The sequence below is a fragment of the Nocardia sp. NPDC102475 genome, from assembly GCF_055584605.1.
In genome coordinates this window covers 77,567-101,945 of sequence record NZ_JBVJLS010000014.1, presented here as the reverse complement: position 1 = coordinate 101,945, position 24,379 = coordinate 77,567, and the positions used below count along the sequence as shown (strand labels likewise).

Below are 24,379 nucleotides of genomic sequence, written 5' to 3'. Positions count from 1 at the left end.
TCGGACGCGAGGCGGCCGCGAACGGTCGCTCGTAAGACTCGCTCCGTCTGGGTTGGCCGCAGCTTCCAGCTTGCTCATATTTGGTTCGCTATGAATGTGCGCCGACCGGGGCCATGGGAACGGATGACGTGGCAGCATCGTTTGCCAGAGTGAAGTGAGCGTGCGCGCCGGACCGAAACCAGGCCCACGCCGACGTCGCGAGATCGATGAGGAAGGATATGCGCTCGAGCGACGACACGCGGCGCAAGCGTCAGGCCCGGAAGTAGCTTCCGTGGCCACGGCGGCCCGGGAGCGCCGCCAATTGGAGACAGACTAGACATAGGGGCACGCCGGTGGATTTCAATGTCGTTGACCGTCCCGAGACGCTCGTGGCGGGCACAGTGCTGCGCAGCCCGGCGCTCGCGGTCGAGGGACCGCGCCGCGCCAAGGTCGAGGAGGCGTGGAAACGCAATCTGGCCCGCAAGCTGCCCGGCCCGCCGACGACCGCGTATGTGGACCACGCGCCGGAGATCAACTCCTACTTGACGCATATCGTCGGCTACCGCTGCCACACCCTCGCGGATCTGCTACCGGGCGATGTGCTCGCCCGAGTACCCGCGGGACGGTTCGCTCGATTCACGCTCAGCGGCGACAATCTCGGCGACACCATCGTGACCATCTGGCGGGCGGTATGGGATGCCGAGGCCGCCGGACGATTGCTGCGCGCCTATACCGGTGACGTGGAACATTATCCGGACGCGCGCACGGCCGAAGTATTCGTGGCGCTGGCAGACGAACCGGTCGACGGTTAGGAACAGCTGTGGACTTCGAAATTGTCACATTGGACGAAAGCCTGGTCGCCGGACTCACGGTCCCGCTGGCCGGACGCGAGGTGACCGCGCGCGACCTGGACCTGGTGAACTTCACCTGGGACCGGTATCTGGCGCGGGAGAAGAATGTGCCGCGGGTCGCGGCCTATATCGGCCAGAACGATCACGCCGTCGCGATTCTGGGCTACGAGGTCGCCGAGATGGACGATATGGATGCCGGTGATGTGCTGACCCGGGTCCCGACCGGACGCTACGCGAAATTCGTTGTCTCCGATAAGCCCTACGATCTGCTGCGCACCGCATGGGCACAGGTCCGCAAGGCCGAGAGCGCAGGCACCATCACCCGCTCCCACACCGCGGAACTCGAGCGCTACACCGGCCCGACCTCCGTCGAGGTCTACGTCTCACTCGACTGACCGCTCACCCCGTCGAGGGTAGTCAAATGGTGGCTGGCAACCCCGGCCACCACCACCATTCGACTACCCTCGACAAAGCTCGAGCACCGCAGCCCGACCAACCCAAAGGGACGAGACCGGGCTGCGGCACCAACCGATTCGATACGCGAAGCCGGGCCGGAGATTTGTACCCGGCCCGGCTTTACTTGTCGGTGCGTCTATTACTCCGCGCCGATGATGAACGCTTCCAGCTGGGCGCGCGCGATGTCGTCCGCCAGCTGCTTCGGCGGGGACTTCATCAGGTAGGCCGAGGCCGGGAGGACAGGGCCGCCGATGCCGCGGTCCTTGGCAATCTTCGCGGCGCGCACCGCGTCGATGATGATGCCCGCCGAGTTCGGCGAATCCCACACCTCGAGCTTGTACTCCAGGTTCAGCGGCACATCACCGAAGGCGCGACCCTCGAGACGCACGTAGGCCCACTTGCGGTCGTCGAGCCAGCCGACGTGATCGGACGGGCCGATGTGCACATCGTTGGCGCCCAGTTCCTTTTTCAGGTTGCTGGTGACGGCCTGGGTCTTGGAGATCTTCTTCGACTCCAGGCGCTCGCGCTCGAGCATGTTCTTGAAGTCCATATTGCCGCCGACGTTCAGCTGCATGGTGCGGTCGAGCTGCACGCCGCGGTCCTCGAACAGCTTGGCCATCACGCGGTGGGTGATGGTGGCGCCGACCTGGCTCTTGATGTCGTCACCGACGATGGGAACGCCTGCCTTGGTGAACTTTTCGGCCCACACCGGATCGGAGGCGATGAATACCGGCAGCGCGTTGACGAAGGCGACGTCGGCGTCGATGGCGCACTGGGCGTAGAACTTGTCCGCCTCTTCCGAGCCGACGGGCAGGTAGGAGACCAGGACGTCGACCTTGTTGTCCTTCAGCACCTTCACGACGTCGACCGGCTGCGCCTCGGACAGCTCGATGGTCTCGGCGTAGTACTTGCCGATACCGTCCAGCGTCGGACCGCGCTGCACGACAACGTCGCTCGGCGGCACATCGGAGATCTTGATGGTGTTGTTCTCGCTGGCGAAGATCGCCTCGGCCAGGTCGAAGCCGACCTTCTTGGCGTCGACGTCGAACGCGGCCACGAACTTCACGTCGCGCACGTGGTACCGACCGAACTTGACGTGCATGAGACCTGGCACGGCCGCGGTCTCGTCCGCGTCCTTGTAGTACTGCACGCCCTGGACCAGCGAGGAAGCGCAGTTACCAACGCCGACGATGGCGACGCGAACTTGATTGGCGTTTTCAGCCCTGTTGTCTTCACTCATGGCCGATATTTCCCTCTTTCTGTGGTGCCGCCTTCGTCGATTGCTCCGCCGCAATCAACTCGTTGAGCCAGCGCACTTCGCGCTCGCTTGATTCCAGACCGAGCTGGTGGAGCTGGCGGGTATAGCGATCCAGCGAGCCACTGGCCTTCTTGATCGCCTCCCGCAGACCCTCTCGGCGCTCCTCGACCTGCCGTCGCCTGCCCTCCAGAATCCGCATCCGCGCTTCCGCGGGGGTGCGGCTGAAAAACGCCAGGTGGACGCCGAAGCCGTCGTCGGTGTAGTTCTGCGGTCCGGTATCGGCGAGCAGTTCGGTGAACCGCTCCCGCCCGGCCGGAGTCAGTTGATAGACCCGTCGCGCACGACGGGTGACGCCCGCGACGTTCTCCTCGGCGATCAGCCCATCGGTCTGCATGCGACGCAGCGTCGGATAGAGCGATCCGTAGGAGAAGGCCCGAAACGGCCCGAGCAATCCGGTCAGCCGCTTGCGCAGCTCGTACCCGTGCATGGGCGCTTCGAGGAGCAGCCCGAGGATTGCCAGCTCGAGCATCGGGCTTCACCCCCTGACTGTGTGCAGACCTAACCGATGGATGCGACTTCCCACTATATCGGAGCGATATAAACGTGCATAGTCGTCGGCGATATAAAGCACTGTCCGCGCAGGTAGACCGACGGCAGGAAGCCGGGGCTCCCCACCGTCGGTGCCGGTGTTCTCGCTAGTCGATACCGAATGGCGCGGCGTAGCGCACCGTGCCCCGCGGTAGCGGTCGCACCGGATCGAGCGTCAGCGCCATCAACGCCTCGTCCGGCACCTCGATGCTCAGGCCGATGCCGAACTGGGACGCCTTCTCGAAGCCGAAGCGCGGGTAGTAGGTCGGATGCCCGAGCACAATGACGAATGCCTCGCCCAATTGCTCCGCCGCCGCAAGACCCGCCCGGATTGCCGCGGCACCGGCGCCGGACTTCTGATATTCGGGCAGCACCGCGCACGGTCCGAGACACAGCGCAGGCGCGCTGTCTACGTGGCAGCGGGTCAGCAGCGCGTAGCCGACCGGCGTGTCGTCCGGCAGCGTGCTGACGATGGACAGTCCATGGATCCAGGCCGGGTCGGCGCGCAGTGCGTCGACCAGATCGGCCTCATCGGGTCGATCGAAGGCCGCCTGGTTGATCACGTGGATCGCGGGGATATCGGCATCGGTTTCGGCGCGCGTGCGCCAATCGATGGGGGAATTCAACTCGGATTCTCCGTATTCGTATGGTTCGGGCCCGATTTCGGACACGGCACCACCGTCACGCGAACCAGACGGCTCGCGGCACGAACGCCGGACGAAGAACGATCAGACCGGGACCCGGGACATCTGAACAGTCCGGGCGTCGTGCGCGACGGCGGTCTTCGGCGCGGTCATCCCGCCCCACCTCCTCGGGCTGTACATCGGGTCGAATACGAACAGGGAATGTTAGCGCGCCCGGTTGCGGCGGACCAGCGAATTACGGCCGCTGCGGATCACCCCGACTCCTCGTCAGCGACTGGGTGGGAAGACTTGCAATGGCTCCCCTGTTACCGTCGCTGTCAGATAGCCCGACGCGCCCGCTTGGTTCTTCGCGTAGATCGAGACAGCGGCGTCCGAATCACTGCGGCCCGGCGGGAATTCGATCGAGGCGTGCGTGATCACGCCGCCGGTCTTGATCGACTGCGGTGCACCGGCCAGCAGCCCGGCGATAGCACGCAGATCGATGCTGGCGAGATCGAAAGTGCGCACATCGGCCTTGCGCCCATTGCTGCTGGTGTAGTCGTGAAACCTGCCGTCGTAGCGATATCGCACGGTCTCGGTCGGATCGCCTGCCGCCTGCCGCTCGAAGAGCGCGTAGTCGGGATACAGGGTGACCTCGTCGACCTTCGTATCGCCGAACTCGGCGCGATATTCATCGATGAAGTACGCGAGGCCGCTCCCGGTGGTGAGCACCGGCACATTTTCCGACCACCCGAGCAGTCCGGACTCGCCCGAAGCACAACTCGCGATGCCGCCCACCGCTGCACCGATGACCGCCGCACCGGCAATGAACGCCACCGGCGCGAGCCAGCGCCGCGGTCGACGGCGATCGACTCGAATTACGGGGGCATCCACCAGATTCTGCGGAATCTGCAGGTCGCCGATCAGCTCGTCCAGTTCACCGAATGCCTTGGCGCGCATGGCCTGCTCGGTGCGTTCGGCGTGTTCGTCATCGGTGAGCTGACCGTCGGCCAGCGCCGCGTCGAGCAGTCCGCAGACATCGGCCCGATCGGTATCGCGGGCCCGGATTCCGCTATAGCGCGTCGTCGCCATCGACCATCACCCTTGGAACGGCCAGGCGCGAACGACCTGCCCCGCCGAAGTCAGCACGTAGTACCCGGATTCGTTGAATTGGTTGCCCGCGAAGATCCGCACGATGGTCGCACCCTTCGCGCTGTCGAAAGAGCTATAGGTACCGGTGGCGTCGACTTCCACATCCATATGCGTGACAACTCCGTTCGGCACCTTCAACGCGGTGGGCGCGGTTGCCAGTAAGTCCGACAAAGCGGCGACGTTCAGCTGCGCCAGATCGGTGGCGGGCGTATCGGTCTTGCGACTGACGGGGGCACCGCTCTGCGCGAATCCGCCGCGGTAGTCGTATCGGACCTGCCGATTCGGCTGACCCGGTACCGCGCGCGTCACCGTGGCGTAATCGCCGAACAGGGTCAGCTGATCGGCCTGCAGATCACCGAACTTCTCCCGGTACTTCGTCAGGAAGTGCGTAACCCCTTCGCGGGTGAGCAGATTCGGCGTCGCGACCACCACCGGTTGCACCGCACCGAGATCGGGTACCGCGGCGCCGACGTGTGCGACGGGTGGCGCCTCCGGTGTCGCGGCACCGCTGGTCAGCGCGAAAGCGGCGACGGCGGCACAGACCGACGCGGCGGTCACACCGATCACATACCAGCGTCGGCGATTCGATCGAGGTGGCGCAGGCGGCAACGGCGCATCGGTCGGCCGTTGCAAGTCATCGACCAGATCGGCCAAATCGCCGAGTGTCTTGGCCCCTTGCGCCAATTCGCTGAGGGTCTGATGCTCCTCTTCGGTGAGCTGACCGTCCCGGCGGGCGCTGTCGAGTACCTGCCCGGTTGTGTCGCGATCGGCGTCGCGGGCTCGGGTGTGATCGGGATAACGGCCCGTGGAACCGGGGCGGCGCAAGGGGTTTCGCGTCGGTGTCGGCGCACCCGGTACCAGATCGCGCACCGCCGAAGGGACCTGGAGATCGCGGGTGAGCCGGTCGAGATCGGCGATGGTCCTGGCGGTCTCGGCCCGCGCGGTGCGGTCGCGATATTCATCCGCGCCGAGCTGGCCTTCGGCGTAGGCGGCATCCAGCACACTGGACGCGTTGGCACGGTCGAGGTCACGCGCTCGCATACGCCCGGATGCTGCCGTTGACCGCCCGGATGTAGCGGGGGACACGGGAGAATCGTAATCCGCCGACGCCGGTAACGCCCCAGTTCAACCATGAATACCGGTCGGTCGATCCTGCACAGCCCAGCGCGGCCCGCGCGCGTCCCCGCTACTCTGGTTCTCGTGCGAATTCAGCGACAGGTGGTGGACTACGCTCTCAAGCGTCGGTCGCTGCTCGCTGACGTCTATGCGGGCCGTGTCGATGTTGCCGAGGTTTGCGATGCCAATCCCTACCTTTTACGTGCGGCGAAGTTCCACGGTCGGGGGAGCGAGGTCACATGCCCGATCTGCCGGAAAGAGCAATTGACGCTCGTATCCTGGGTCTACGGCGATGGCGTCGGCCCGATGGCCGGTTCGGCTCGCACACCAGAGGAATTGATACGCCTCGCCGAGACTCGCGAGGAGTTCTCGGTCCATGTCGTCGAGGTATGCCGGAGCTGCAGCTGGAATCATCTGGTGCAGTCCTATGTGCTCGGTACCGCTCCGTCGCCCACGCGGCGGCGCACGGGCACCAGGGCCAACCGGCGCACCGCAGCCGAATGATGTGCCAGGTCATCTGCCCGTCGGGTGACACGCGGAGCCTCGACGTGTCCGCTGCGGCGATAATCGCCGCACCGCGCCCCGCAGACCCTTACGAGTTATGGAGATCTTGTCAGTGAATTCGCCCTACGAGACTTCCCCCTACGGCGATGAACCGCACGGCGGCCGCACTCAGCGAAGTTCACCTCAGCCTCCGAACCCGTATCCCGGTCAGCGACCGGCCGGTCCCCCACCCGGGCGGCCAGGTCCTGGTGGACCGCGGCCGCCGCAAGGCGGGTACCCGGGTGAGCCGCGTGGTCCGCAGCCGCCGCGTCGACCGGTTCCGCCGCCGCAGGGCCGTCCGCCGCAGGGCAGGCCACTACCCGATAACGCCCCGCCCGGCGCGCAGTCCACGCAGAAGATCGAGCGCCCGAATCGGCAGCCCGGTTCGCTGACCGACGCCGTCGCCGAACGCAACCGCCGTACGGCCCCGCCCACCGGTCCCCGACCGGCCAGCCCGCGGCCCGGCCAGGATCGCCCCGGTCAGGATCGCCCTGGTCTGGATCGCCCCGGCGCCCGTCGGCCCAACGGCGCCGGACCCACCACCGGCGAGCGCCGCGCGACCGCGGGCGCACCGCCCTCGGGCCCGCCGCCGCGCCGCAATGGCGGCAGCGGTGGTCCGGGTGGACCGGGCGGTCGTCGTCCCGGTGCGAAGAAGAAGTCGCCGTGGCGGATCGTGCGCCGGGTCATCTACGTCCTGCTAGCCCTGTCCATCATTTTGCCGAGCACGGTCTTCCTGATCGCCTACACCACGGTTTCGGTACCCCAGCCGGGTGACCTCAAAACCAACCAGGTCGCGAATATCCTCGCCAGCGACGGCACCACGGTGATCAGCAAGGTGGTACCGCCGGAGGGCAACCGCACCGACGTCACCATCGACCAGATTCCGCCGCATGTGCGCAATGCCGTGATCGCGGCCGAGGACCGGGACTTCTACACCAACCCGGGCTTCTCGGTTTCCGGCTTCATGCGCGCCGCCCGGGATCAAGCCCTCAACAAGGAGAGCGCGGGTGGTGGCTCGACCATTACCCAGCAGTACGTGAAGAACGCGCTCGTCGGTGACGAACACTCGCTGACTCGCAAGCTGCACGAGCTGGTCATCTCGGCGAAGATGGCGCGCCAGTGGAGCAAGGACGAAATCCTCGCCGCCTACCTCAACACCATCTACTTCGGTCGCGGTGCGTACGGCATCGATGCGGCCGCCAAGGCCTACTTCGCCAAGCCGGTCTCGGAGCTCACCGTGGCCGAGGGCGCGGTGCTCGCCGCCACCATCCAGCAGCCCTCCGGCCTGGATCCGGAGAAGAATCCCGACGGCGCGAAGTTCCGCTGGAACTATGTGCTCGACGGCATGGTCTCCGGCGGCAATCTGAAGGCCGAAGAGCGCCAGGGCCAGCAGTACCCGCAGGTGGTCCCGGTGAACACCACCAAGGACAAGGGCCTGGACACCGGCCCCGAGGGCCTGATCAAGACCCAGGTGCTCAAGGAGTTGGCGGCCGCGGGCATCAGCGAACAGCAGCTCAACACCGCTGGTCTGTCGATCACCACCACGATCGATCCGAAGGCACAGCAGGCCGCCGTCGACGCCGCGCAGAAGAAAATGCAGGGCGAACCGGAAAAGCTGCGCGCCGCAGTGGTTTCGGTGGATCCGAAGACCGGTGCGGTGCGCGCCTATTACGGCGGCGACGACGGTCAGGGCTACGACTTCGCCAATGCCGGTCTGCAGCCGGGATCCTCGTTCAAGGTCTTCGGTCTCGCGGAGAACCTGGAATTGGGCAAACCGCTGTCGGAGATGTACGACAGTGCACCGATCACCGTGAACGGCATCAAGATCACGAACGTCGAAGGCGAAGGGTGCGGCACCTGCACCATCGCCGAGGCGCTCAAGCGCTCGCTGAACACCAGCTTCTATCGCATGGAGCTGGATATGCAGAACGGTCCGCAGAAGATCGCCGATATGGCACACAAGCTCGGCATTCCGGAGACCATTCCGGGCGTCGGCAAGAGCCTGGTCGAGCCGGACGGCTCCCCGCCGAACAACGGCATCGTGCTCGGTCAGTACCAGGCCAGGGTGCTCGATATGGCCTCGGCCTACGCGACGCTGGCCGCCTCCGGCGTCTACCACGCACCGCACTTCGTCACCAAGGTGGTGAGCGCCGATGGGCAGGTGCTGCTCGACCGCGGTGATGTGGCCGGTGAACAGCGGGTCTCGTCGGCGGTCGCGGACAACGTCACCGACGCGATGAAGCCGATCGCGGCGTGGTCGCGCAATCACAACCTGGCCAACGGCCGCGAGTCGGCGACCAAGACCGGTACCGCCCAGCTGCTCGACACCGGCGAGAACAAGGACGCCTGGATGGTCGGCTACACCCCATCGCTGTCCACCGCGGTGTGGGTCGGCTCCATCGATAACTCGCCGCTGCGCAACTACAGCGGGGGCATGGTCTACGGCTCCGGTCTGCCCTCGGATATCTGGAAGGCCACCATGGATGGCGCCCTGGACGGCACCCCCAAGGAAACCTTCCCGAAGCCGCCCCCGATCAAGGGCCAGGCCGGTGTGCCCGCATGGTCCGCACCGTTCACCCCGCCCTCGACCACGGAGGCGCCGCTACTGCCGCCGATCCAGATCGTCCCGAATACGATCGACACCCCCTTCGGACCGATTCAGGTACCCGGCGTGCAACCGCAGACGCAGCAGCGCCAGCCGCAACAACAACAGCAGCAGCCGGAGTCGACGCCGCTGCCCGGACAGCCGACGGCGAACTCCGACGGTTCGATGCCGACGACCACCGGATCGCCCCAATCCGGTGGTACCGGTAATGGGAACGGAAGTCAGCCGACCCGGAGCCGCTAGTGCGAAAGCTCTGGCCAGCTCACTGCGGCTGGCCAGAGCTTCCCGGCGTTGTCGGATCAAACACCCGTGATGTACCAGAACCCATTCGGATCCTGGTAGCACTTGTCCTGCACCCCAGCCCAACTGAGGCATTCGGTGTAGGAGCCGTAACCCTTCAAGACGACATATGAGCCGTCCGATATCTGAACGCACCTGTCGCGGACCCCGGCCCAGGTCAAGCATTCCGAATACGACGGGTACCCCGCTGAGGCATTACCCGCGAATCCGACGAGCGCTGCGCCGACCAAGGCCACGGTAGCCATGACTTTCGTGAACATTCCCACCCCTCTTGTGATGATCAACCGCCCCTCCGACAGTTGATCAACACGATGCTAACACCGCCGAAAACGCCGCATAACAGTTCGATCAGCTGCAGCAGCCGCATCGAGAACGATACGCATTCGGCACTCAGTACCACTCGGTCCAGGCGGCGCACCTCCCGGCCGGTACTCTCGGTTGGCGTGACCGAACAGCACCTCGCGGACGGGCGGACGAACGGGAGCGCGCCGCAGCCCACTGGGATGCAGTCCGGTGCAGCGCAGACCACACCGGGGTATGACGCGCACGGGCACTATGTCGCGCCCTCGCCGCTGGCGCCGGACCTGCGCTCGGCCGACGGCCGAGATCGGCCCAGCCGCAACGATTCCCTGACCGCGCAGCTGAGCACGGTCGTCGGCGGCCCGGTCGGTGACCACGCGCTCATCGGCCGGGTCCGGTTCTGGACCCCGATGCGGGTGCTGCTCGCCTTCGCACTGGTCTTCCTCGCACTCGGCTGGGCGAGCAAGGCGGGCTGCATCCAGCAGACGACCACGTCCGACGGTTCGCTCACCCTCGACTGGAACAACGGCCGCCAGTACATCGCCATGTGCTACTCGGATACCGTGCCGCTCTATGGTGCGGAGCGTTTGAACGAGGGCGCCTTCCCGTACAAGAAGGAATGGACCGAGCAGACCCCGGACGGCGGCCGCGAGACCAGGTACATGGAGTATCCGGTGCTGTCCGGGCTCTACCAGTACGCATCGATGCAGGTCGCCAAGACCTGGGATGCCTCCCCGCTGCCCGGTGCGCTGCAGGTGGTCATCTACTTCAATGTGGTCGCGGTCGGTCTGGCCTTCGCCTGGCTCGTCACGGTATGGGCCTCGGCGCAACTGGCGGGGCGGCGGATCTGGGATGCCGCGCTGGTCGCCTGTTCGCCACTGGTGATCGTGCACGCGTTCACCAATTTCGACGCGCTCGCAACGGCTTTCGCCGCCACCGGCCTACTCGCCTGGGCCCGCCGACGACCGCTGCTCGCGGGCCTGCTACTCGGACTGGGCGGCGCGGCCAAGCTCTATCCACTGCTGCTGCTCGGGCCGATCGTGGTGTTGTGCCTGCGTGCCGACCCACTGCAGCGGGTGCCGAGCGCACGGCTCGGACTTCGGTTGAGCGATATCAACAGCGGGCGCACCGCGATGACCTGGCTGCGCGAAACCCCGTATCGCATGCAGTTCCTCAGCGCCCGACCGCTGGGCGCGGCCGCCCTGACCGTCGCGGCCGCCGCGGGCACCTGGCTGATGGTGAATCTGCCCATCGCGCTGCTGTACCCGAATGGCTGGCGGGAGTTCTTCCGGCTCAACACCACTCGGCACGCCGATCCGGATTCCATCTACAACGTCATCACCTCGTTCACCGGCTGGGCCGGATTCGACGGCGAGATCGGACATGCCGAACAGCCGACCATCCTGAATCTGGTGTCGCTGCTGGTATTCGTCGCAGCCTGTGCGGCGATCGCCTATATCGCGCTCACCGCCCCACGCCGACCGCGTCTGGCCCAGCTGTGCTTCCTGGTCGTCGCCGCCTTCCTGATCACCAATAAGGTGTGGAGCCCGCAGTATTCGCTGTGGCTGGTGCCGCTGGCGGTGCTCGCGCTGCCGCATCGCCGAATTCTGTTGGCCTGGATGACGATCGACGCGCTGGTCTGGGTGCCGCGGATGTTCTACTACCTCGGCCTGGACCGCAAGGGTCTGCCCGAGCAGTGGTTCACCGGCGCCGTACTGCTGCGCGATATCGCGGTACTCGCCCTGTGCGCCTTGATCATTCGGCAGATCTACCGACCGGAGGAGGATCTGGTCCGGCGCGATTTCGTCGACGATCCGGTCGGCGGCGTCATCGATCGCGCACCGGACCCGCTGCTGCCCTGGCTGCCGGAGGCACTGCGGCCGAGGGCTTTGCTCGGCCGCTAGCGACTGCTTGCAGGTCGCTCGAAAAGGTCGGCTCAGCTGGTGCGCAGGAAGCGCGCCTGCCTGGCAGGTTCCCTTGGCAGCAGGTCCAGATCCAACTGCCACGCGCTGCCGGTCCACGGATCGAACAGCGGGGTGCCGTCCACCGTCGGCAGGTGACGGCAGGCCTGGGACAGCATTGCCACGGTGCCGTCACTGGACTCGGATTCGTCGGTGCCGACGATCACCGTGGACAGCCCGATCAGATCGCCACGCACCAGCAGTGTCGCGATGCGCTGCGCGTCCGCGGTCTGGTACCCGTGCGGGAAGTCCGCGGCAAGCAATACCCGATGCTCGGTCGGCGGCGTGAAATTCCCACTGGAATAAGCCAATTCGGCCAGGTCGGCGGCCTCGACCAGGATCTGCAGCCGCGCCGAGATATCGCCGAAATCGGTGATCGGCGGACCGTTCAGCACCGGGGTCAGCGGACCGATGAGCTGGCTGAACGCGCCGGTCAGGTCGATCATGTCGACCAGCGTGCGCCGGCCGGGATCGGCCGCCAGCAGGCGCGCGAGCACCGCGCCGACGACCGGGGTCGCCGCGGCCGTGGATTCGGTATCGATCCACAGCGGACGGGTCAGCGGCACCGGCACGCAGTACGGAATGCGCAGCGGCCCACGCTCGTTCGCGTAGAGCTCACCGAGTCGGATGCCATCGCTCGGCGTCGGCGCCCCGTCCCAGGCGGGCGAATCCCAGGACGCAAGTGATGGCGGCAGTTGCCGATCGGCGTCGGCGAGTTCGCCCATGAGCGCTTCACTGTCGCGCAGGTGACTAGCTTCCGCGGTGGCGATCAGATCGTCACAGCGACGCTGTGCGGTCTGCCTGGCCTCCTCGGCGGCGGGGGTGTTCCTGGTCGCCGGATCCGAAACCGCCGCGGACAGTTCCTGATCCAGCCGCTGCATGGCGTAGTCACGCGCGGAGATGAGCGCGGCGGCCGAGCGCGCGGCATCCTCGAAGATCATCCACAGGCGTTCGAGTCCGTGCGCGACCTCGAGCGGCGCCGGACCGGCGGCACGGGAGTCGCCGGGACCGCTGATGGTGTCCTGACCGCCGGCCCGGCCCGCACTGCCGACCGGTTGGGCTTCCCGCAGATCGGCTGCGCTGTGTTGCCCGGACTGCGGCGTCACCGGTTCGTCGACCTCGACGCCGTGCGCGGTGAGCAGTACGGCGAGCCCACCCGCATAGCCCTGACCGACCGCGCGCAGCTTCCAGTCGATTCCGCGCCGATACACCTCGAGGCAGATCAGCGCGGTCTCCCCCGCGGACGGATTGATCGCGAATTCCGCTGCGGCGATATCGTGCACGGCGAGTTCGGCGGTGACCGCACCGAGCCCGTGCGCCTGCGCCGGCGCGGCCGGATCGGCGCTGACCACCAGCAGCACCGCCTTGGCGTCGGCACGCACCTCGGTGAGCCGGATGGTGACGCCGTCCTCGGACAGCGTCACCCCCGCGGTCTCGGCCTGGTTGTAGAACACGAAATCGCCGGTATCGAAGACCCGCAGGTTCTCCGCCACCACGAGCGCCGAAACATCCAGGGCAGTCCCGGCTTTCGCGCTGAATCGAACGATATCGCCGGTCAGCACCATATTCTGACCGGCCTTCAGCTGAATCACGTTGTCCGCCCCGTAGTTTCGTGCAGTATCAATTACCCAGGAACCGGCCCAGCTGTGGCACCGCTTCACCGGGATGTTTGGCCTGGAAGCCTTCACCGAGCGCCTGCAACTTCCAATCGCTGCCGACCCGGAACAGCTTGGCCATCGCCATCGCGGTGAACGGCATACCGCCTGCCATGGTGTACCTGGCCAGCTCGCCGTTGTTGGCACCGTCGACCAAGCGGCAGAACGCATTCTGGACTTGTTCGAAGGTGTGGCCCTTGTAGGAGGTCACGATGAACACCAGCGTGCTGACGTGCGCCGGGATCCGGGTCAGGTCGACCAGGATCACCTCGTCGTCGCCCTCGCCCTCACCGGTGAGGTTGTCGCCCTGGTGCCGGATCGAGCCGTCCTTGGAGGTCAGCTGGCCGTAGTAGGCGACATCCACCACGTTCATATCGGCGAACATCACCACCGACGCGTCGAGGTCGATATCGACGGTCCGGTTGCCGAACATGCCGCGGCTGCGCACCGGATCCCAGCCCAGACCCATCTTCACGAAGGTCAGCGCGGCGCCGCCCTCCTTGCGCAGGGTGACCCGCTGGCCCTTGACCAGGCTGACCGGACGATCCTTGCTCAGGCTGATTTCGCTGGGCGGCTGTTGCTGCGCGGCCGGCTGGGCGGGCGGCGGATAGCCCTGACCCGGGCCGGGTGCGGGCGGCGGGTAACCACCGGGGGCGGGCGGGGGCGGGTAGCCCTGGCCGGGCGGCGGGTAACCGGGTGCGCCCTGGGGGTAGCCCTGCTGTGTCGGCGGGTACTGCGGCTGCTGCTGCGCCGGCGGCGGGTAGCCCGGCCCGGGCTGTGCAGGCTGGTAGGCCGGTGGCGGCGGGACCTGCGTCGCGGCCGGAGATTCGTCGACGGTTACACCGTGATCGGTGACCAGCGCCGCGAAACCACCCGCGTACCCCTGGCCGACCGCGCGCACCTTCCACTCGCTCTGGCGCCGGTACAGCTCGAGTGCGATCACGATCGACTCGGAGTTCAAACCATCGATGCGGTACTCGTACAGCTGATTACCCGCCGAATCCGACACGATCGCCGTCGGCGCGGGAAAACGGCCGAAATTGCTGGTCGCGTCGTCCAGGGTGATCACCGCGCGGATCTGCGCGATATCCGCGGGCACCGCATTCAGCGATACCGCCAGCGACGCGGGCTGCCCGGACGGCGCGGGCTGCAGATTCACCCCGGGGCCATTGGGCTGATTGAAGAAGACGAAGTCCGCGTCGGAACGGACCTTCCCCGACTCGGTGACCAATAGCGCGGACAGATCCGCGGGTGCGGTCAGCTGGACGGAGATCACCACGTCATTGGCGGCCAGCGGGCCATTCTGACCCTTGGCGAGTGTTGCGGACAAGTTCGACCCTTCGCTTGTCGGTGCGTACGGTGCCACTCTACGAGAAACGTGCCGAACTCGATCCGAAGTAACTCCTCGCCGTGGCCCATACAGGTACTCCAAGATCGGTTAGGGTGGCGAAACGCGGTCGGGATGGCGGGCGATAAACCCGTGTTCCCCTACGAGACAGCAGGCAAACTCCCTATGGCGCAACTGTTCGAGCAGTCGAAAAAGGTGATCGAGGCACACCTCGCCGGATCGAGTATCCGGGCGATTTCCGGCTCGATGGTCGCCTACGAAGGAAATGTGCAGTTCAAGTCGGCCGGTTTCGGCGGCGGCGACGGTGTACTCGCCGGGCTCAAGCGGCGCGCCACCGGCGAGAAACTGTCGCTGATGGAATGCAGCGGCAACGGCCGGGTCTTCTTCGCGGTCAATGGTCAGCACGTGACCGTGGTGAATCTGAATAACGAGACGCTGCAGGTCGAATCGCAGCAGCTGCTGTGCTTCGCCGGAAATCTGCGCACGGACGTGCGTTTCGCCGGTCTGCGCGGTGCGTCGTCGGGTGCCGGCCTGTTCACCACCACGGTGACCGGACAGGGGCAGGTCGCACTGCTCTCGGCGGGCGGGCCGCTGATCCACCTGGAGGTTTCACCGCAGTATCCGCTGATCGTCGATCCGGATGCCTTCGTAGCCTGCCGGGGCAATCTGAATCAGTCGTTCGTGACCGATGTTTCGTGGCGCACCTTCGTCGGCCAGGATGCCGGGGAGGCGTTCTCGCTGCGCTTCGACGGCCAGGGCCTGGTGTTGATCCAGCCGGCGGAACGGTAAGGGAGCCACCGATGTTCGAGAAGGTCAACGGCAAGGTCGTCAAGGTCGATGTCGGGATGGCGGGCGGTGTGGTCGCACGCAACGGCGCGATGCTGTTCTATACCGGCGATATTTCCTTTGCGCCACACCAGATTCCGGGGGCCGCGCCCGGTATGGGCGGTGGCGGCATTATGCGGATGGCGGGCCGGATGATGGCCGGTGAGCACGAGCGCACCATGCTGGCCTCCGGTAATGGCTCGGTGCACTACGGATTCGCCGGGCTGGAAGTGCATGTGGTGCAGATGCAGCCGGGCGCGGTGCTGCGCGTCGAGGCCTCGCGGCTGCTGGCCAATACCGCCGCGCTGCAGAGTTCGATTGTGTCCGTGATGAGTTCGGGCGGCGGTGGTGGCGGCGGACTGATGGGTGCGTTGCGCGGCGCCGCCAGTGGTGCGCTGACCGGTCAGGGCATGTTCACCACGCAGTTGTCCGGACAGGGCGCGGCGGTGCTGCTGGCACACGGCGGATTCCTGGAACTGCCGGTGGGTGGGCCGAATCCGATCGTGGTGGACCCGCAGGCCTTCGTCGCCGCCTACGGCAATGTGCAGACCGAGCTGAAGACGGCGTTGAGCTGGCGCGATGCGGTCGGTCGCGGTTCCGGCGAGGCAATGCAATTGCATTGCGTCGGACAGGGTGTCGTGTACGTGCAAGCCTCGGAAGAGAAGTTGTGAACCATGACCGAAATTTTGAATCCGCTGAATCTCGGCGAGAGCGACAACCTTCCGGGTAACAGCTACGCCTACTGCATCGACCTGAACAAGCCGTGGTTCATGCGCAAGGGCGCGATGATCGCCTACTACGGCGATATGCGCTTCCAGATGCTCACCCACGGATTGCAGGGCGGACTGCTGCACATGGTCTCGCAGCAGTTCTCCGCGCCGCTGTTCACCGGCGACTATGTGATCGCCGAGGGCCACGGCAAGCTGATCATCGGCGACCGCGGTTACGACATCAATTCCTATGACCTCGAGGACAACGGCAACCTCACGATCCGCGCCGCCAACCTGCTCGCCTTCGAGCCGGGACTGTCGCTGAACCAGTCCATCGTCCCCGGATTTCTCACCCTCATCGGCACCGGTAAGTTCCTGGCCTCCTCCAATGGCCCGGTCATGTTCGCCGAACCGCCGCTGCGCGTCGATCCGGAAGCCCTTGTCGGCTGGGCGGATTGCCCGTCACCCAGCCATCACTACGACCAGCGCTGGGTCTCCAGCTTCCTCGCCGCCGGTGCGGCACGCTTCGGGGTGAACTCCGGTGAGGAGCGCCAGTTCGACTTCACCGGCGCCGGAACGGTTCTCATTCAATCCAGTGAGAAGATCCTCAGCGATTCCGCGCTGGTCCGCACCATCGAGGGGCAATTGCAGAGCGGTATGACCGTCGGTGGCCTGCAGCGGCTGCACGGCGTGATCACCCAGCAATTGGGCGCTCAGCAACAGAATCACTGAACCGGATGACCTGAGGATCATCCTCGAGGTCAGGACTTCGGCGCCAGCCCGAAACGCGCTGCGAAGGCCGACATTTCCTCGAACTGCACGGCCTGGTCGGTGGCGGTGGCGCCGACTACGATCCGGGTCACGCCTTGTGCGGCGAATCCGTCGACCCGATCCTGCGGCATATCGATCGATCCCCATCGGGTGTATTCCAGCGCGGCCGGATCTCGGCCCGCCGCGACGGCGGTGGACATCGCGAGATCCCACTGCTCCGCACGTTCGGCGGGCATCAGCATCCCGCCCGGGAAATACCCATCGCCACGTCGTCCCACCCGCCGCGCCGCGGCACTGCTCGATCCGCCGATATGGATCGGCAACTGCTCTCCACCATGGGGTTTCGGGTAGACGCACAGCTTGTCGAACGAGAAGAATTCGCCGTGGTAGTCGACACCATCCGCGTCGCCGGCCCACAGCAGGCGCAGCACATCGATCGCCTCATCGGCCCGACGGCCACGGGATGCGAAATCCACCCCCACCGCCGCGGCCTCACCCGGCAAGGTGCCGAGTCCCACTGTCAGCAGCCGCATTCGGCCCTTGGACAGCAGGTCGATGGTCGCGAGCCGCTTGGCGAGCACCACTGGATGCCGATAGGGCAGCAGCAGCACGCCGGTGCCCAATAGAATCCGCTCCGTGGCCGCGGCGACGAAGCTCAGACAATCGAGCGGATCGGGAAACGGCAGTGTCGGTGGCATTTCGTACTCGCCGACCACCGCACCCGGGTAGAGCGCAATATGATCCGGCAGGTAGATCGACTCGAAACCGCACTCCTCGGCATGTTGCGCGAAGGCCGTCAGCCGGTCCGGATCGGTACCGTAATACGGTGTGCTGTAATTGATTCCGAATTTCATCGGACCACCGCCGCCGCGTCGAGCTGGTCGCGCAGTTGCGCGCGCACCGCATGCAGCCGATCGATGGCCGCCTCGACTTCGTCGATTTTGCGCTGCAATGTCGCCACCGAATCCGGGCAGACATCCCCTGAGGTATTTCCGGCACGGATGCAGGCGACGAACGGACGGATATCGTCGAGATCGAAGCCTACGTCGAGCAGCCGCCGGATCTTGTGGACGACCTGCAGTTCCGACTCGTCATAGACGCGATACCCGTTGGTCGAGCGCCGCGCCCGCACCAAGCCGTGCTCCTCGTAGTAGCGCAGCGTCCTGGTACTCGTCCCGACGCGCTCGGCCAGCTCACCGATCAGCATTCGACCTCCTTCACGACCCCCGTCGGGGCAACGCTAAACCTTGTCGCCGGTGTCAAGGCAAGGTCGATTACGCGGCGTCCGGTGCGGCCTTGATGAACCAGTTGATGATCTCCTCGCCCGCGAGAATTCCGGAGGCGCGGGTGATGGTGAGGTTGGGATGGGTCCAGTTGAGTTGTTCGAGTTCGCCGTGGCGCGGACGGATGGCGGAGTCCGCGGTACGCAGCATTTCGGCGTCGAGAGCACCGTCACCTGCGGCGAGGGTCATCGCCGCAGCGGTTAGTTCACCGTTTTCGACCAGGCGGCGACGGACTTCGCGCACCGCATGACTCTTACAAACGGCCAGGGGCATGGTGTAGATCTTGCGGCCCTGCTGGGAGACGGACCAGCCGCGCGGGCGGCACCAGGCATCCCATTCGGTGAGGAAGCCGTCGGGTACTTCCTTGGGCTTCACCACCAGATAGGTGAACAGATGATCGGCGACCCGGAATTTGGTGACCCAGGAATCGTCGATCCGCGCACGCAGTTCGGTATTCACCTCCGACAGCGTCGCGCCACCGGCCCGCACCTGCGCGTCGATATCGATGCGCCAGCGCATATCCGGCACGCCGTCGACCAGGATGTTCCCGCCATTGCTGGTAATCGCGTATCGCCAGGGAGCGCCGGGTAATTGGATACGTTCGAACTGCTTGATGGTCCGCGTGGTAGTGGGAATGACGGCGGCGGGTTCGGTCAGGGTCTGCATGCGCAGGGCGGCGGTGGTCGTCATGAACGACAGCGGGGCGCCCTCTAGGTGTTCCACGCAAACCGTCGGCACGTCGGTGGTGGCGTGGAAAGCGTTGCGCGAGTAGATCATCGTTCGGTCGAGATCGGTAGCGATCAGAGCCTGTCTTCGTAGTTTTCTCAGATGCATTACTGCCGTACGTCCTTGATCAATCCCATGCACGAATAGGCCAGGTCGGATACGACCTCGACCGGAACACCGCGGGCCGCGGCGAGCAGACGGATATGCGCGTGTTCCGGTGCGTCCGCCTCACGCACCAGCACCCGCCACGGCAGCCGCCGCAGCAACACCCGGGTCGTCTCACCGACACCCGGTTTCACGAAATTCACACTGGCGACGCCGTATTCCTCGCGCACCTTGTCGACCGAGGCCCAGCCGGTCCAGGTCGGTGTCCGGTCCTCGGCGCGCACGGCGGCGAGCTCGGCGGGTACGCGATCCCGGACCGCGTCGAACGCGGCGGTCACGGTGTCGAGCAGGCGGCCGGATACATCGTCGGCTGCCAGTTCGCGATAGAACTTCGCGCCGTGGAAATCGCCGGGTCCGATCAGTGTGTCATTGAGCACGGTGCGCGAAATCAGCCCGGAGACTGTCGAATTCAGGCAGGCCGAGGCAATCAGGAAGTCGTCTCGGGTGCCGTAGGTGCGCACGCAATGTCCCGGGTCGGCGAGCACGGCGAGTTCGTCATTGAATCGGGCGCCGCCAGCCGCGTGATAAGCCTCGAGCGCTTCGGTGAGTTCGCGAGTGATGGCGCCCTTGCCGGTCCAGCCGTCCACGAACACCACCGAGGCCGGATCATGATTTCGCGCAAGGTAATCCAGTGCGACGGCATCGATACCGCGATCACGCACGATCGATACCGCATAGTGCGGCACGTCGAGACTTCGCGACCGCAACCAGCGCCGCATGAGAACCCCGATCGGCGTACCCGCCCGCGCCAGTGAAACCAGCACGATATCGGTACCGCGTTCGGCGACAACGAGTTCGGATACCGTCGCCACGGCGAGCGCGAGCCGCTCGGCACTCTCGGCCAACACCTCGTCGAACAGCGAGCGATATGCGGCATCGGGCTGATATTCGATCGGCAGCGATTCCGCGTAATGCGCGGCACCGGACTGGATCCGGCGCTCCCGCTCGGCCACATCGGCCTCGAGGTCGATGTCGGACAGATCCTTCAGCAGCCAGGAAACCTCCTCGGCCGCATACGATCCGAATGCGGGGCCGTGCAGCGGAACCGGAAGTTCCAAGGCCGATCGCGAAGAGATATTCGATTCCGGCACAGCGTTGGAAGTCATAACACCCTCGGTTCGGCATCAATCCGGTCCGCATGCAACAGCCGCGGATCCGCACCCGGCAGCACTGCCAGGACAACATCGTCGCCGGATGCGGTCAGCACATCGATCAGACCGCCCTCGACCAGCAGTTCATCGGTATCTGCAGGTGTGTCGATGACAACGACCAGAATCGGATCGACTTCGAGTGACCGCGCTGAGGTGGCAGTCCCAGTCAGCGCCGAATCACCCACTGCCCCCTCGGCCGCACGCGCATGATCGCCCGGCGCCGCACCTTCGTCCAGCACCGCAGCCCCATCGAATGCCACCGCCTGATCCAGCGCAGCGGCATCACCCACAACTACGAGCTCAGACAACGCATCCTCGATCCAGTGCGCGTTGTACAGATAGCGCGGTTGCGTCTCACCAGCTTCGGGCGCAACGAACCGAAACCCACGCCGCAACGGATATCCCGGCTCATCGAGCACATATGCGGGCGACCGAGTCGTCGTCTGAAACCGCGTCGGAATCCCAGCATCGGCCAGCTCGGCCGCCAACCGCAACGGCAGATACATCAACTCTTCGTGCCCGAGCACAATCGCGGGCCGACCAGCGAAATCATCGGCAAGTCGAACCCGCAACGCCTCGGCGGCCCGCACCACCGCCGCCTCGAACGCATCGGTATCCGATCGCAGCATCCCGTGCCGACCGCCTTCGGGAACCGAAGCAGGCCACGGCAACTCGACCCGATCGAACGAACCACGCCGCGCTGCGGTCGGATTCAACTCGGGATCCGGCATAGACGACACCGTCTCGACCAGATCCGCGGGCAGCAAGGTACGCCCCGACGCCAAACAAACCGTGTCGATCCGCGCACCCAACTCCTCGGCCGCCGCCTCGAACCGCGCCCGATCGCCCTCGGTCCGCATATCCACCAGCGACGCCAGCACATAATGCGAACGCGGCGAAAACGCGTGCAATGCCCGAACCGCATCGATCGCCGTATCACCGGTGGAGATTTCGTCGTCGACGAGCACCAGCGGCAGATCGTTGACGAAGATATCCGCGGGTGCGGGCTGCAGCAGATGCGAGGTGGCGTGCGAATGCCCCTCCTCGAAGCCGGTCAAGGTGGTCGCGTCGGGCACCTCTCGACGGGTCGAATGCAGATAGCATCCGGCCCCGATCCGCGCCGCCACACAATGCCCCAAACCCGTTGCGGTCTCGGCGAATCCGAGCACCACGGCCTCGCGATCGCCCAGTGCGTCACGCACCAGATCGCCCAGCCGATTGCCCGCGCCGAGAACGACCCGCGGATCGGTCGGCAGATGCTTCCCGAGCACGGTCGAAACCAGTAGGTGCGCACGACGTGGATTACGCCGCAACCCCGGCTGAATCAATGTGGCGATGGGCAATTCGGCGGGCAGCACATCCACCGATCCGCCGCCGTGCGATCGCTCGTGCCGCAACTCGATACCCAAATTCGTTGTTGCCCACGGATCAATGTTCACTCGGTCACCAACGCCGTCAATAGATCCACGAACGAAACACCCTTATTCGCGACACCGAAAACACGAGCCCGCAGCAGCGTCTGACGCGCCCAACTGCGATGCGGCCGCATCTCGTTCATCTTGTTCCGATATCCGGATGCCGCCACTCCGCCGACATCGACCTGCAGAATGTCCAGCGCATCCGAATACTCCTCGTGCGTCACCACCGATAGCGCATGCACGGCCGCGACATGCGACGGATGGATCACCGTCTTGCCCTGGATCCCATTGGCCCGGTCGAGTGTGATCTCACGTAGTAGCCCGTCCAGATCGCGGCTGACCAGATAGCGCCGGAACGGCACCGCATCGGATTCCTCGAATGGCGCGGTCCGCAGCAGCGGCCGGAACATCCGCTCGTGGTCGGCGAAGTATTCCCAGACCGGTCCGGTGATCACGAAACCTGTACCGTCCGAACGCCCCAGGTAGTTCACGATATCGGCGATGACATCCGCGACCACCCGCACGTCGTAGATGGTCAGATCCCGGTCCCGCCGAATGCCGAAGGTCGAGCACATATCCGTCGCACCGATGCGCACCGCGAGTATCCGCTCCCGGTGCTCGGCCAGCAGCGCCGCGATCTGGGTCAACTCTTGGTCCCGGGTCTCGCGATGCACCAGCGCAGGCGATTCGAGCACCGGCATGCCGTATACGGGCCTGCCCAGCCGCTCGGCGGCCGCCTCCAGCGCGGCGAGATATTTCGGACCGCTCGCACGGTCGAATTTCGGAAAGACGAAACCGGTCAGTGCCACCGCCCCGGTGCCGAGTTGTTCGACGATTTCGGTCACGGTATCGGCATCGCGGACCCGGACGAACAGCAGCGGATTCGGATCCTCGCTGTCGGCAAGCAGATTCAGCGTGGCGACGGTCTGCCGTTTGGCGAGTTCCACCTCGTGATCGGCGACGGCGTCCTCGAGATCGATGACCATCGAACACACACCGCGCGCGGCCCGCTTACTGATCGTCAAGGCGAGGTCGGCGCGGGTCGCCGGCGCATACAGCGTGGCGCCGAGCGCGAACGCCAGGATTTCCCGGTCGGCATCCTCGCCGAACGGTTCCGGTTGTCTGTGGAACAGGTGCCGCGCCTCCGGACCGTGCAGCTGGCGAAAATGGCGCAGCGGCAATTGCTTTCGCAGGGAGACCTGTGGCTGGACGACGATGCCCGCGGTCATCGCTTCGCTGTCCTCATCCCTAATTGCGGTGGCCGCATAACCCCTGGCCTCATTCTCGTCGTGGTCCTGCTTGTTTTCTCATTCGATCCACTACCCCGGCTACGAACTCCGCGACGGTATCCAATTCGGCCACATAGGCCCAGTAGTCGGGATGGCGCCCCGACAGATTTTCGGTGATTCGATCGATCCGGTCCACCTGTGCATCGAGCACAGATCCCCATTCGCCGACGAGCCCGCGGCTCACCGCGAGCATTTGTGCGTCCCGCAGCCGAAATCGTACGGCCTTGGCCTTCTCTTGCGGATTCTCACGGACTTCGCGCAGCAATGTCAGCCGTTTGGTGACGGCGTCGATCAAGTGTTCGGCCTCGGTGAGGTGCCCCCGTGCGGATGTGGTCAGATCAAGTGCGGACTCCGGATTGTTTTCGGCCGCCGCCGCACGTGCCCGCACCAGGGCGGCATCCGCGGCATCGATGGCCTTTTTGCTTTCCTGCCCATTGTTAGCCAGATCCGCCGAACTCGCAGCATTGAACTCGCGCAGCATCTCCGAGTAGGCCGGTGCCACCCGTTCGCCACGGGTGCGCACAGCGGCCGATCTGGTAGCCACCGAGGTAATGGCGTTTGCCGCCGCGGCAGCCCGAGATGGCGCCTGCGCCAACGCTTCTGCCAGCGCTTTCGTCGCCGATTCCAGGCGGTTGGCGGCCTCCCGGACATTGGCCGCGGGCGCTTCGGAACCGAGCGCCTCGAGTGTGAGCAGCGACTCATCCACCGCCGCCGCGTACTGGCGCACCGAGGGGTAACCAGCATATTCGGATTCGGCGGCCTGCCTGCGCACACCGGCCGCCGCGATCTTCACTTGCTGCGCGAATTGCGGCACCGTGCCGAGCACCGCGACGGCATGTTCGAGCTGGGACTGATTACCGCGATAGAACTCGTCGACGGCACGCGCCGCGTCGGTCAGCTGACGCACCAGGGTGTCCACTCGCGGTTGTCCCTGTGGCATCGGCGTGTCATCGCGCTCGGCGTTATCCAGTTCCTCGGTGAACGTCAGATATGCGCCTGCGGCGTCGTAGCACCTGCTGCGCACGGGTTCCCATTTCGCGCTCATCCGTCGCTCGGGAAACACCTGTTCGCAGGCGTGCACCGCCGCCTCGGCCGCGCTCTGGCGCCGATCCATATCCAGGAACGCGGCCGCCAGTGTCGACCGGGCCTGTGCAATCCATTCATTGTTCCCGGACGACCGGAACCATCCACGCCTACGGCCTGCCACGCCCCGATGTTAGGCGGTGGACTAGTTCGCCGGGGATACACCAGTTCCTACGCAAGATTGCCGAAACCTACTACTGTCGTAAGGCGTACCCGGCGATTC

General features: G+C 65.6%; 23 protein-coding genes. 8 read left to right on the top strand and 15 right to left on the bottom strand.

Annotation, left to right across the window (positions count from 1 at the left end):
* Nucleotides 1-332 precede the first annotated feature (332 nt).
* Together ACZ60G_RS24925 and ACZ60G_RS24920 are read left to right on the top strand one after the other, a co-directional pair.
* Nucleotides 333-791: a GyrI-like domain-containing protein gene (locus ACZ60G_RS24925; protein ID WP_387286840.1), complete on the top strand. Its 459-nt coding sequence runs from the start codon at nucleotides 333-335 to the stop codon at nucleotides 789-791.
* A gap of 8 nt (nucleotides 792-799) precedes the next feature.
* Nucleotides 800-1,225, top strand: a complete 426-nt coding sequence (locus ACZ60G_RS24920; RefSeq protein WP_040697421.1) for a GyrI-like domain-containing protein — start codon at nucleotides 800-802, stop codon at nucleotides 1,223-1,225.
* A 200-nt stretch (nucleotides 1,226-1,425) separates the two neighbouring features.
* On the opposite strand, the gene ACZ60G_RS24915 is transcribed toward ACZ60G_RS24920, so the two are convergent.
* The 5 genes from ACZ60G_RS24915 to ACZ60G_RS24895 form a co-directional block, all read right to left on the bottom strand.
* Complete coding sequence (locus tag ACZ60G_RS24915) at nucleotides 1,426-2,526, bottom strand: inositol-3-phosphate synthase (RefSeq protein ID WP_465812715.1); 1,101 nt, start codon at nucleotides 2,524-2,526, stop codon at nucleotides 1,426-1,428.
* Complete coding sequence (locus ACZ60G_RS24910; protein WP_040697429.1) at nucleotides 2,519-3,073, bottom strand: PadR family transcriptional regulator; 555 nt, start codon at nucleotides 3,071-3,073, stop codon at nucleotides 2,519-2,521. The genes ACZ60G_RS24915 and ACZ60G_RS24910 overlap by 8 nt, the downstream gene beginning before the upstream one ends.
* A 166-nt stretch (nucleotides 3,074-3,239) precedes the next feature.
* Nucleotides 3,240-3,794, bottom strand: coding sequence for a GNAT family N-acetyltransferase (locus ACZ60G_RS24905; RefSeq protein ID WP_465812942.1), 555 nt, complete (start codon nucleotides 3,792-3,794; stop codon nucleotides 3,240-3,242).
* Nucleotides 3,795-4,043: 249 nt separating this feature from the next.
* Nucleotides 4,044-4,847: a DUF1707 SHOCT-like domain-containing protein gene (locus tag ACZ60G_RS24900; RefSeq protein WP_465812713.1), complete on the bottom strand. Its 804-nt coding sequence runs from the start codon at nucleotides 4,845-4,847 to the stop codon at nucleotides 4,044-4,046.
* Between the two features lie 6 nt (nucleotides 4,848-4,853).
* Nucleotides 4,854-5,948, bottom strand: coding sequence for a DUF1707 SHOCT-like domain-containing protein (locus ACZ60G_RS24895; protein ID WP_465812711.1), 1,095 nt, complete (start codon nucleotides 5,946-5,948; stop codon nucleotides 4,854-4,856).
* A gap of 159 nt (nucleotides 5,949-6,107) precedes the next feature.
* Here ACZ60G_RS24895 and ACZ60G_RS24890 point away from each other — a divergent pair, with 159 nt between their 5' ends.
* Nucleotides 6,108-6,527 carry a DUF5318 domain-containing protein gene (locus tag ACZ60G_RS24890; protein ID WP_169814622.1) on the top strand — a complete coding sequence of 140 codons (420 nt, stop codon included), beginning with the start codon at nucleotides 6,108-6,110 and terminating at the stop codon, nucleotides 6,525-6,527.
* A 742-nt stretch (nucleotides 6,528-7,269) separates the two neighbouring features.
* The gene (locus tag ACZ60G_RS24885; RefSeq protein WP_465812940.1) at nucleotides 7,270-9,414 is read left to right on the top strand and encodes a transglycosylase domain-containing protein; all 2,145 of its coding nucleotides are present in this window, start codon (nucleotides 7,270-7,272) and stop codon (nucleotides 9,412-9,414) included.
* Nucleotides 9,415-9,470: 56 nt separating this feature from the next.
* On the opposite strand, the gene ACZ60G_RS24880 is transcribed toward ACZ60G_RS24885, so the two are convergent.
* Nucleotides 9,471-9,731, bottom strand: a complete 261-nt coding sequence (locus tag ACZ60G_RS24880) for a hypothetical protein (protein ID WP_465812708.1) — start codon at nucleotides 9,729-9,731, stop codon at nucleotides 9,471-9,473.
* 243 nt (nucleotides 9,732-9,974) lie between these two features.
* On the opposite strand from ACZ60G_RS24880, the gene ACZ60G_RS24875 reads away from it, so the two are divergent.
* Nucleotides 9,975-11,675, top strand: coding sequence for a glycosyltransferase family 87 protein (locus tag ACZ60G_RS24875; protein WP_465812938.1), 1,701 nt, complete (start codon nucleotides 9,975-9,977; stop codon nucleotides 11,673-11,675).
* 32 nt (nucleotides 11,676-11,707) lie between these two features.
* On the opposite strand, the gene ACZ60G_RS24870 is transcribed toward ACZ60G_RS24875, so the two are convergent.
* Both ACZ60G_RS24870 and ACZ60G_RS24865 read right to left on the bottom strand, forming a co-directional pair.
* Nucleotides 11,708-13,324, bottom strand: a complete 1,617-nt coding sequence (locus ACZ60G_RS24870) for a TerD family protein (RefSeq protein WP_465812707.1) — start codon at nucleotides 13,322-13,324, stop codon at nucleotides 11,708-11,710.
* 28 nt (nucleotides 13,325-13,352) lie between these two features.
* Nucleotides 13,353-14,717 carry a TerD family protein gene (locus tag ACZ60G_RS24865; RefSeq protein WP_465812705.1) on the bottom strand — a complete coding sequence of 455 codons (1,365 nt, stop codon included), beginning with the start codon at nucleotides 14,715-14,717 and terminating at the stop codon, nucleotides 13,353-13,355.
* Between the two features lie 183 nt (nucleotides 14,718-14,900).
* Here ACZ60G_RS24865 and ACZ60G_RS24860 point away from each other — a divergent pair, with 183 nt between their 5' ends.
* The 3 genes from ACZ60G_RS24860 to ACZ60G_RS24850 are packed head-to-tail and all read left to right on the top strand — an operon-like array spanning nucleotide 14,901 to nucleotide 17,002.
* Complete coding sequence (locus ACZ60G_RS24860) at nucleotides 14,901-15,524, top strand: AIM24 family protein (protein ID WP_062981783.1); 624 nt, start codon at nucleotides 14,901-14,903, stop codon at nucleotides 15,522-15,524.
* 11 nt (nucleotides 15,525-15,535) lie between these two features.
* Nucleotides 15,536-16,231: an AIM24 family protein gene (locus ACZ60G_RS24855; protein ID WP_465812703.1), complete on the top strand. Its 696-nt coding sequence runs from the start codon at nucleotides 15,536-15,538 to the stop codon at nucleotides 16,229-16,231.
* Between the two features lie 3 nt (nucleotides 16,232-16,234).
* Nucleotides 16,235-17,002, top strand: coding sequence for an AIM24 family protein (locus ACZ60G_RS24850; RefSeq protein WP_465812701.1), 768 nt, complete (start codon nucleotides 16,235-16,237; stop codon nucleotides 17,000-17,002).
* A 29-nt stretch (nucleotides 17,003-17,031) separates the two neighbouring features.
* Here ACZ60G_RS24850 and ACZ60G_RS24845 read toward each other — a convergent pair whose 3' ends face one another.
* The 7 genes from ACZ60G_RS24845 to ACZ60G_RS24815 form a co-directional block, all read right to left on the bottom strand.
* Entirely contained in the window at nucleotides 17,032-17,895 is an 864-nt protein-coding gene (locus ACZ60G_RS24845) for an LLM class F420-dependent oxidoreductase (protein WP_465812699.1), read from the bottom strand.
* Entirely contained in the window at nucleotides 17,892-18,248 is a 357-nt protein-coding gene (locus ACZ60G_RS24840; RefSeq protein ID WP_465812697.1) for a MerR family transcriptional regulator, read from the bottom strand. Before ACZ60G_RS24840 ends, ACZ60G_RS24845 begins: the two co-directional genes overlap by 4 nt.
* A gap of 67 nt (nucleotides 18,249-18,315) precedes the next feature.
* Nucleotides 18,316-19,158: an HAD family hydrolase gene (locus ACZ60G_RS24835; protein WP_465812696.1), complete on the bottom strand. Its 843-nt coding sequence runs from the start codon at nucleotides 19,156-19,158 to the stop codon at nucleotides 18,316-18,318.
* Nucleotides 19,158-20,321 (bottom strand): cysteine protease StiP family protein, encoded by a 1,164-nt coding sequence (locus ACZ60G_RS24830; protein WP_465812694.1) that lies wholly within the window; start codon nucleotides 20,319-20,321, stop codon nucleotides 19,158-19,160. Before ACZ60G_RS24830 ends, ACZ60G_RS24835 begins: the two co-directional genes overlap by 1 nt.
* A complete protein-coding gene (locus tag ACZ60G_RS24825; protein ID WP_465812692.1) occupies nucleotides 20,318-21,805 on the bottom strand; it encodes a phosphoribosyltransferase family protein in 1,488 nt (495 codons plus the stop codon). Before ACZ60G_RS24825 ends, ACZ60G_RS24830 begins: the two co-directional genes overlap by 4 nt.
* Complete coding sequence (locus tag ACZ60G_RS24820) at nucleotides 21,802-23,013, bottom strand: HpcH/HpaI aldolase/citrate lyase family protein (protein WP_465812690.1); 1,212 nt, start codon at nucleotides 23,011-23,013, stop codon at nucleotides 21,802-21,804. Before ACZ60G_RS24820 ends, ACZ60G_RS24825 begins: the two co-directional genes overlap by 4 nt.
* Nucleotides 23,014-23,062: 49 nt before the next feature.
* Nucleotides 23,063-24,280, bottom strand: coding sequence for a hypothetical protein (locus ACZ60G_RS24815; protein WP_465812688.1), 1,218 nt, complete (start codon nucleotides 24,278-24,280; stop codon nucleotides 23,063-23,065).
* Nucleotides 24,281-24,379: the final 99 nt, after the last annotated feature.

What these genes read in the sequence shown, in the direction of transcription:
- ACZ60G_RS24840 (WP_465812697.1), bottom strand. Translation starts at nt 18,248, where the DNA reads ATGCTGATCGGTGAGCTGGCCGAGCGCGTCGGGACGAGTACCAGGACG.
- ACZ60G_RS24855 (WP_465812703.1), top strand. Translation starts at nt 15,536, where the DNA reads ATGTTCGAGAAGGTCAACGGCAAGGTCGTCAAGGTCGATGTCGGGATG.
- ACZ60G_RS24835 (WP_465812696.1), bottom strand. Translation starts at nt 19,158, where the DNA reads ATGCATCTGAGAAAACTACGAAGACAGGCTCTGATCGCTACCGATCTC.
- ACZ60G_RS24910 (WP_040697429.1), bottom strand. Translation starts at nt 3,073, where the DNA reads ATGCTCGAGCTGGCAATCCTCGGGCTGCTCCTCGAAGCGCCCATGCAC.
- ACZ60G_RS24860 (WP_062981783.1), top strand. Translation starts at nt 14,901, where the DNA reads ATGGCGCAACTGTTCGAGCAGTCGAAAAAGGTGATCGAGGCACACCTC.
- ACZ60G_RS24880 (WP_465812708.1), bottom strand. Translation starts at nt 9,731, where the DNA reads ATGTTCACGAAAGTCATGGCTACCGTGGCCTTGGTCGGCGCAGCGCTC.
- ACZ60G_RS24915 (WP_465812715.1), bottom strand. Translation starts at nt 2,526, where the DNA reads ATGAGTGAAGACAACAGGGCTGAAAACGCCAATCAAGTTCGCGTCGCC.
- ACZ60G_RS24850 (WP_465812701.1), top strand. Translation starts at nt 16,235, where the DNA reads ATGACCGAAATTTTGAATCCGCTGAATCTCGGCGAGAGCGACAACCTT.
- ACZ60G_RS24895 (WP_465812711.1), bottom strand. Translation starts at nt 5,948, where the DNA reads ATGCGAGCGCGTGACCTCGACCGTGCCAACGCGTCCAGTGTGCTGGAT.
- ACZ60G_RS24900 (WP_465812713.1), bottom strand. Translation starts at nt 4,847, where the DNA reads ATGGCGACGACGCGCTATAGCGGAATCCGGGCCCGCGATACCGATCGG.
- ACZ60G_RS24830 (WP_465812694.1), bottom strand. Translation starts at nt 20,321, where the DNA reads ATGACTTCCAACGCTGTGCCGGAATCGAATATCTCTTCGCGATCGGCC.
- ACZ60G_RS24845 (WP_465812699.1), bottom strand. Translation starts at nt 17,895, where the DNA reads ATGAAATTCGGAATCAATTACAGCACACCGTATTACGGTACCGATCCG.
- ACZ60G_RS24875 (WP_465812938.1), top strand. Translation starts at nt 9,975, where the DNA reads ATGCAGTCCGGTGCAGCGCAGACCACACCGGGGTATGACGCGCACGGG.
- ACZ60G_RS24820 (WP_465812690.1), bottom strand. Translation starts at nt 23,013, where the DNA reads ATGACCGCGGGCATCGTCGTCCAGCCACAGGTCTCCCTGCGAAAGCAA.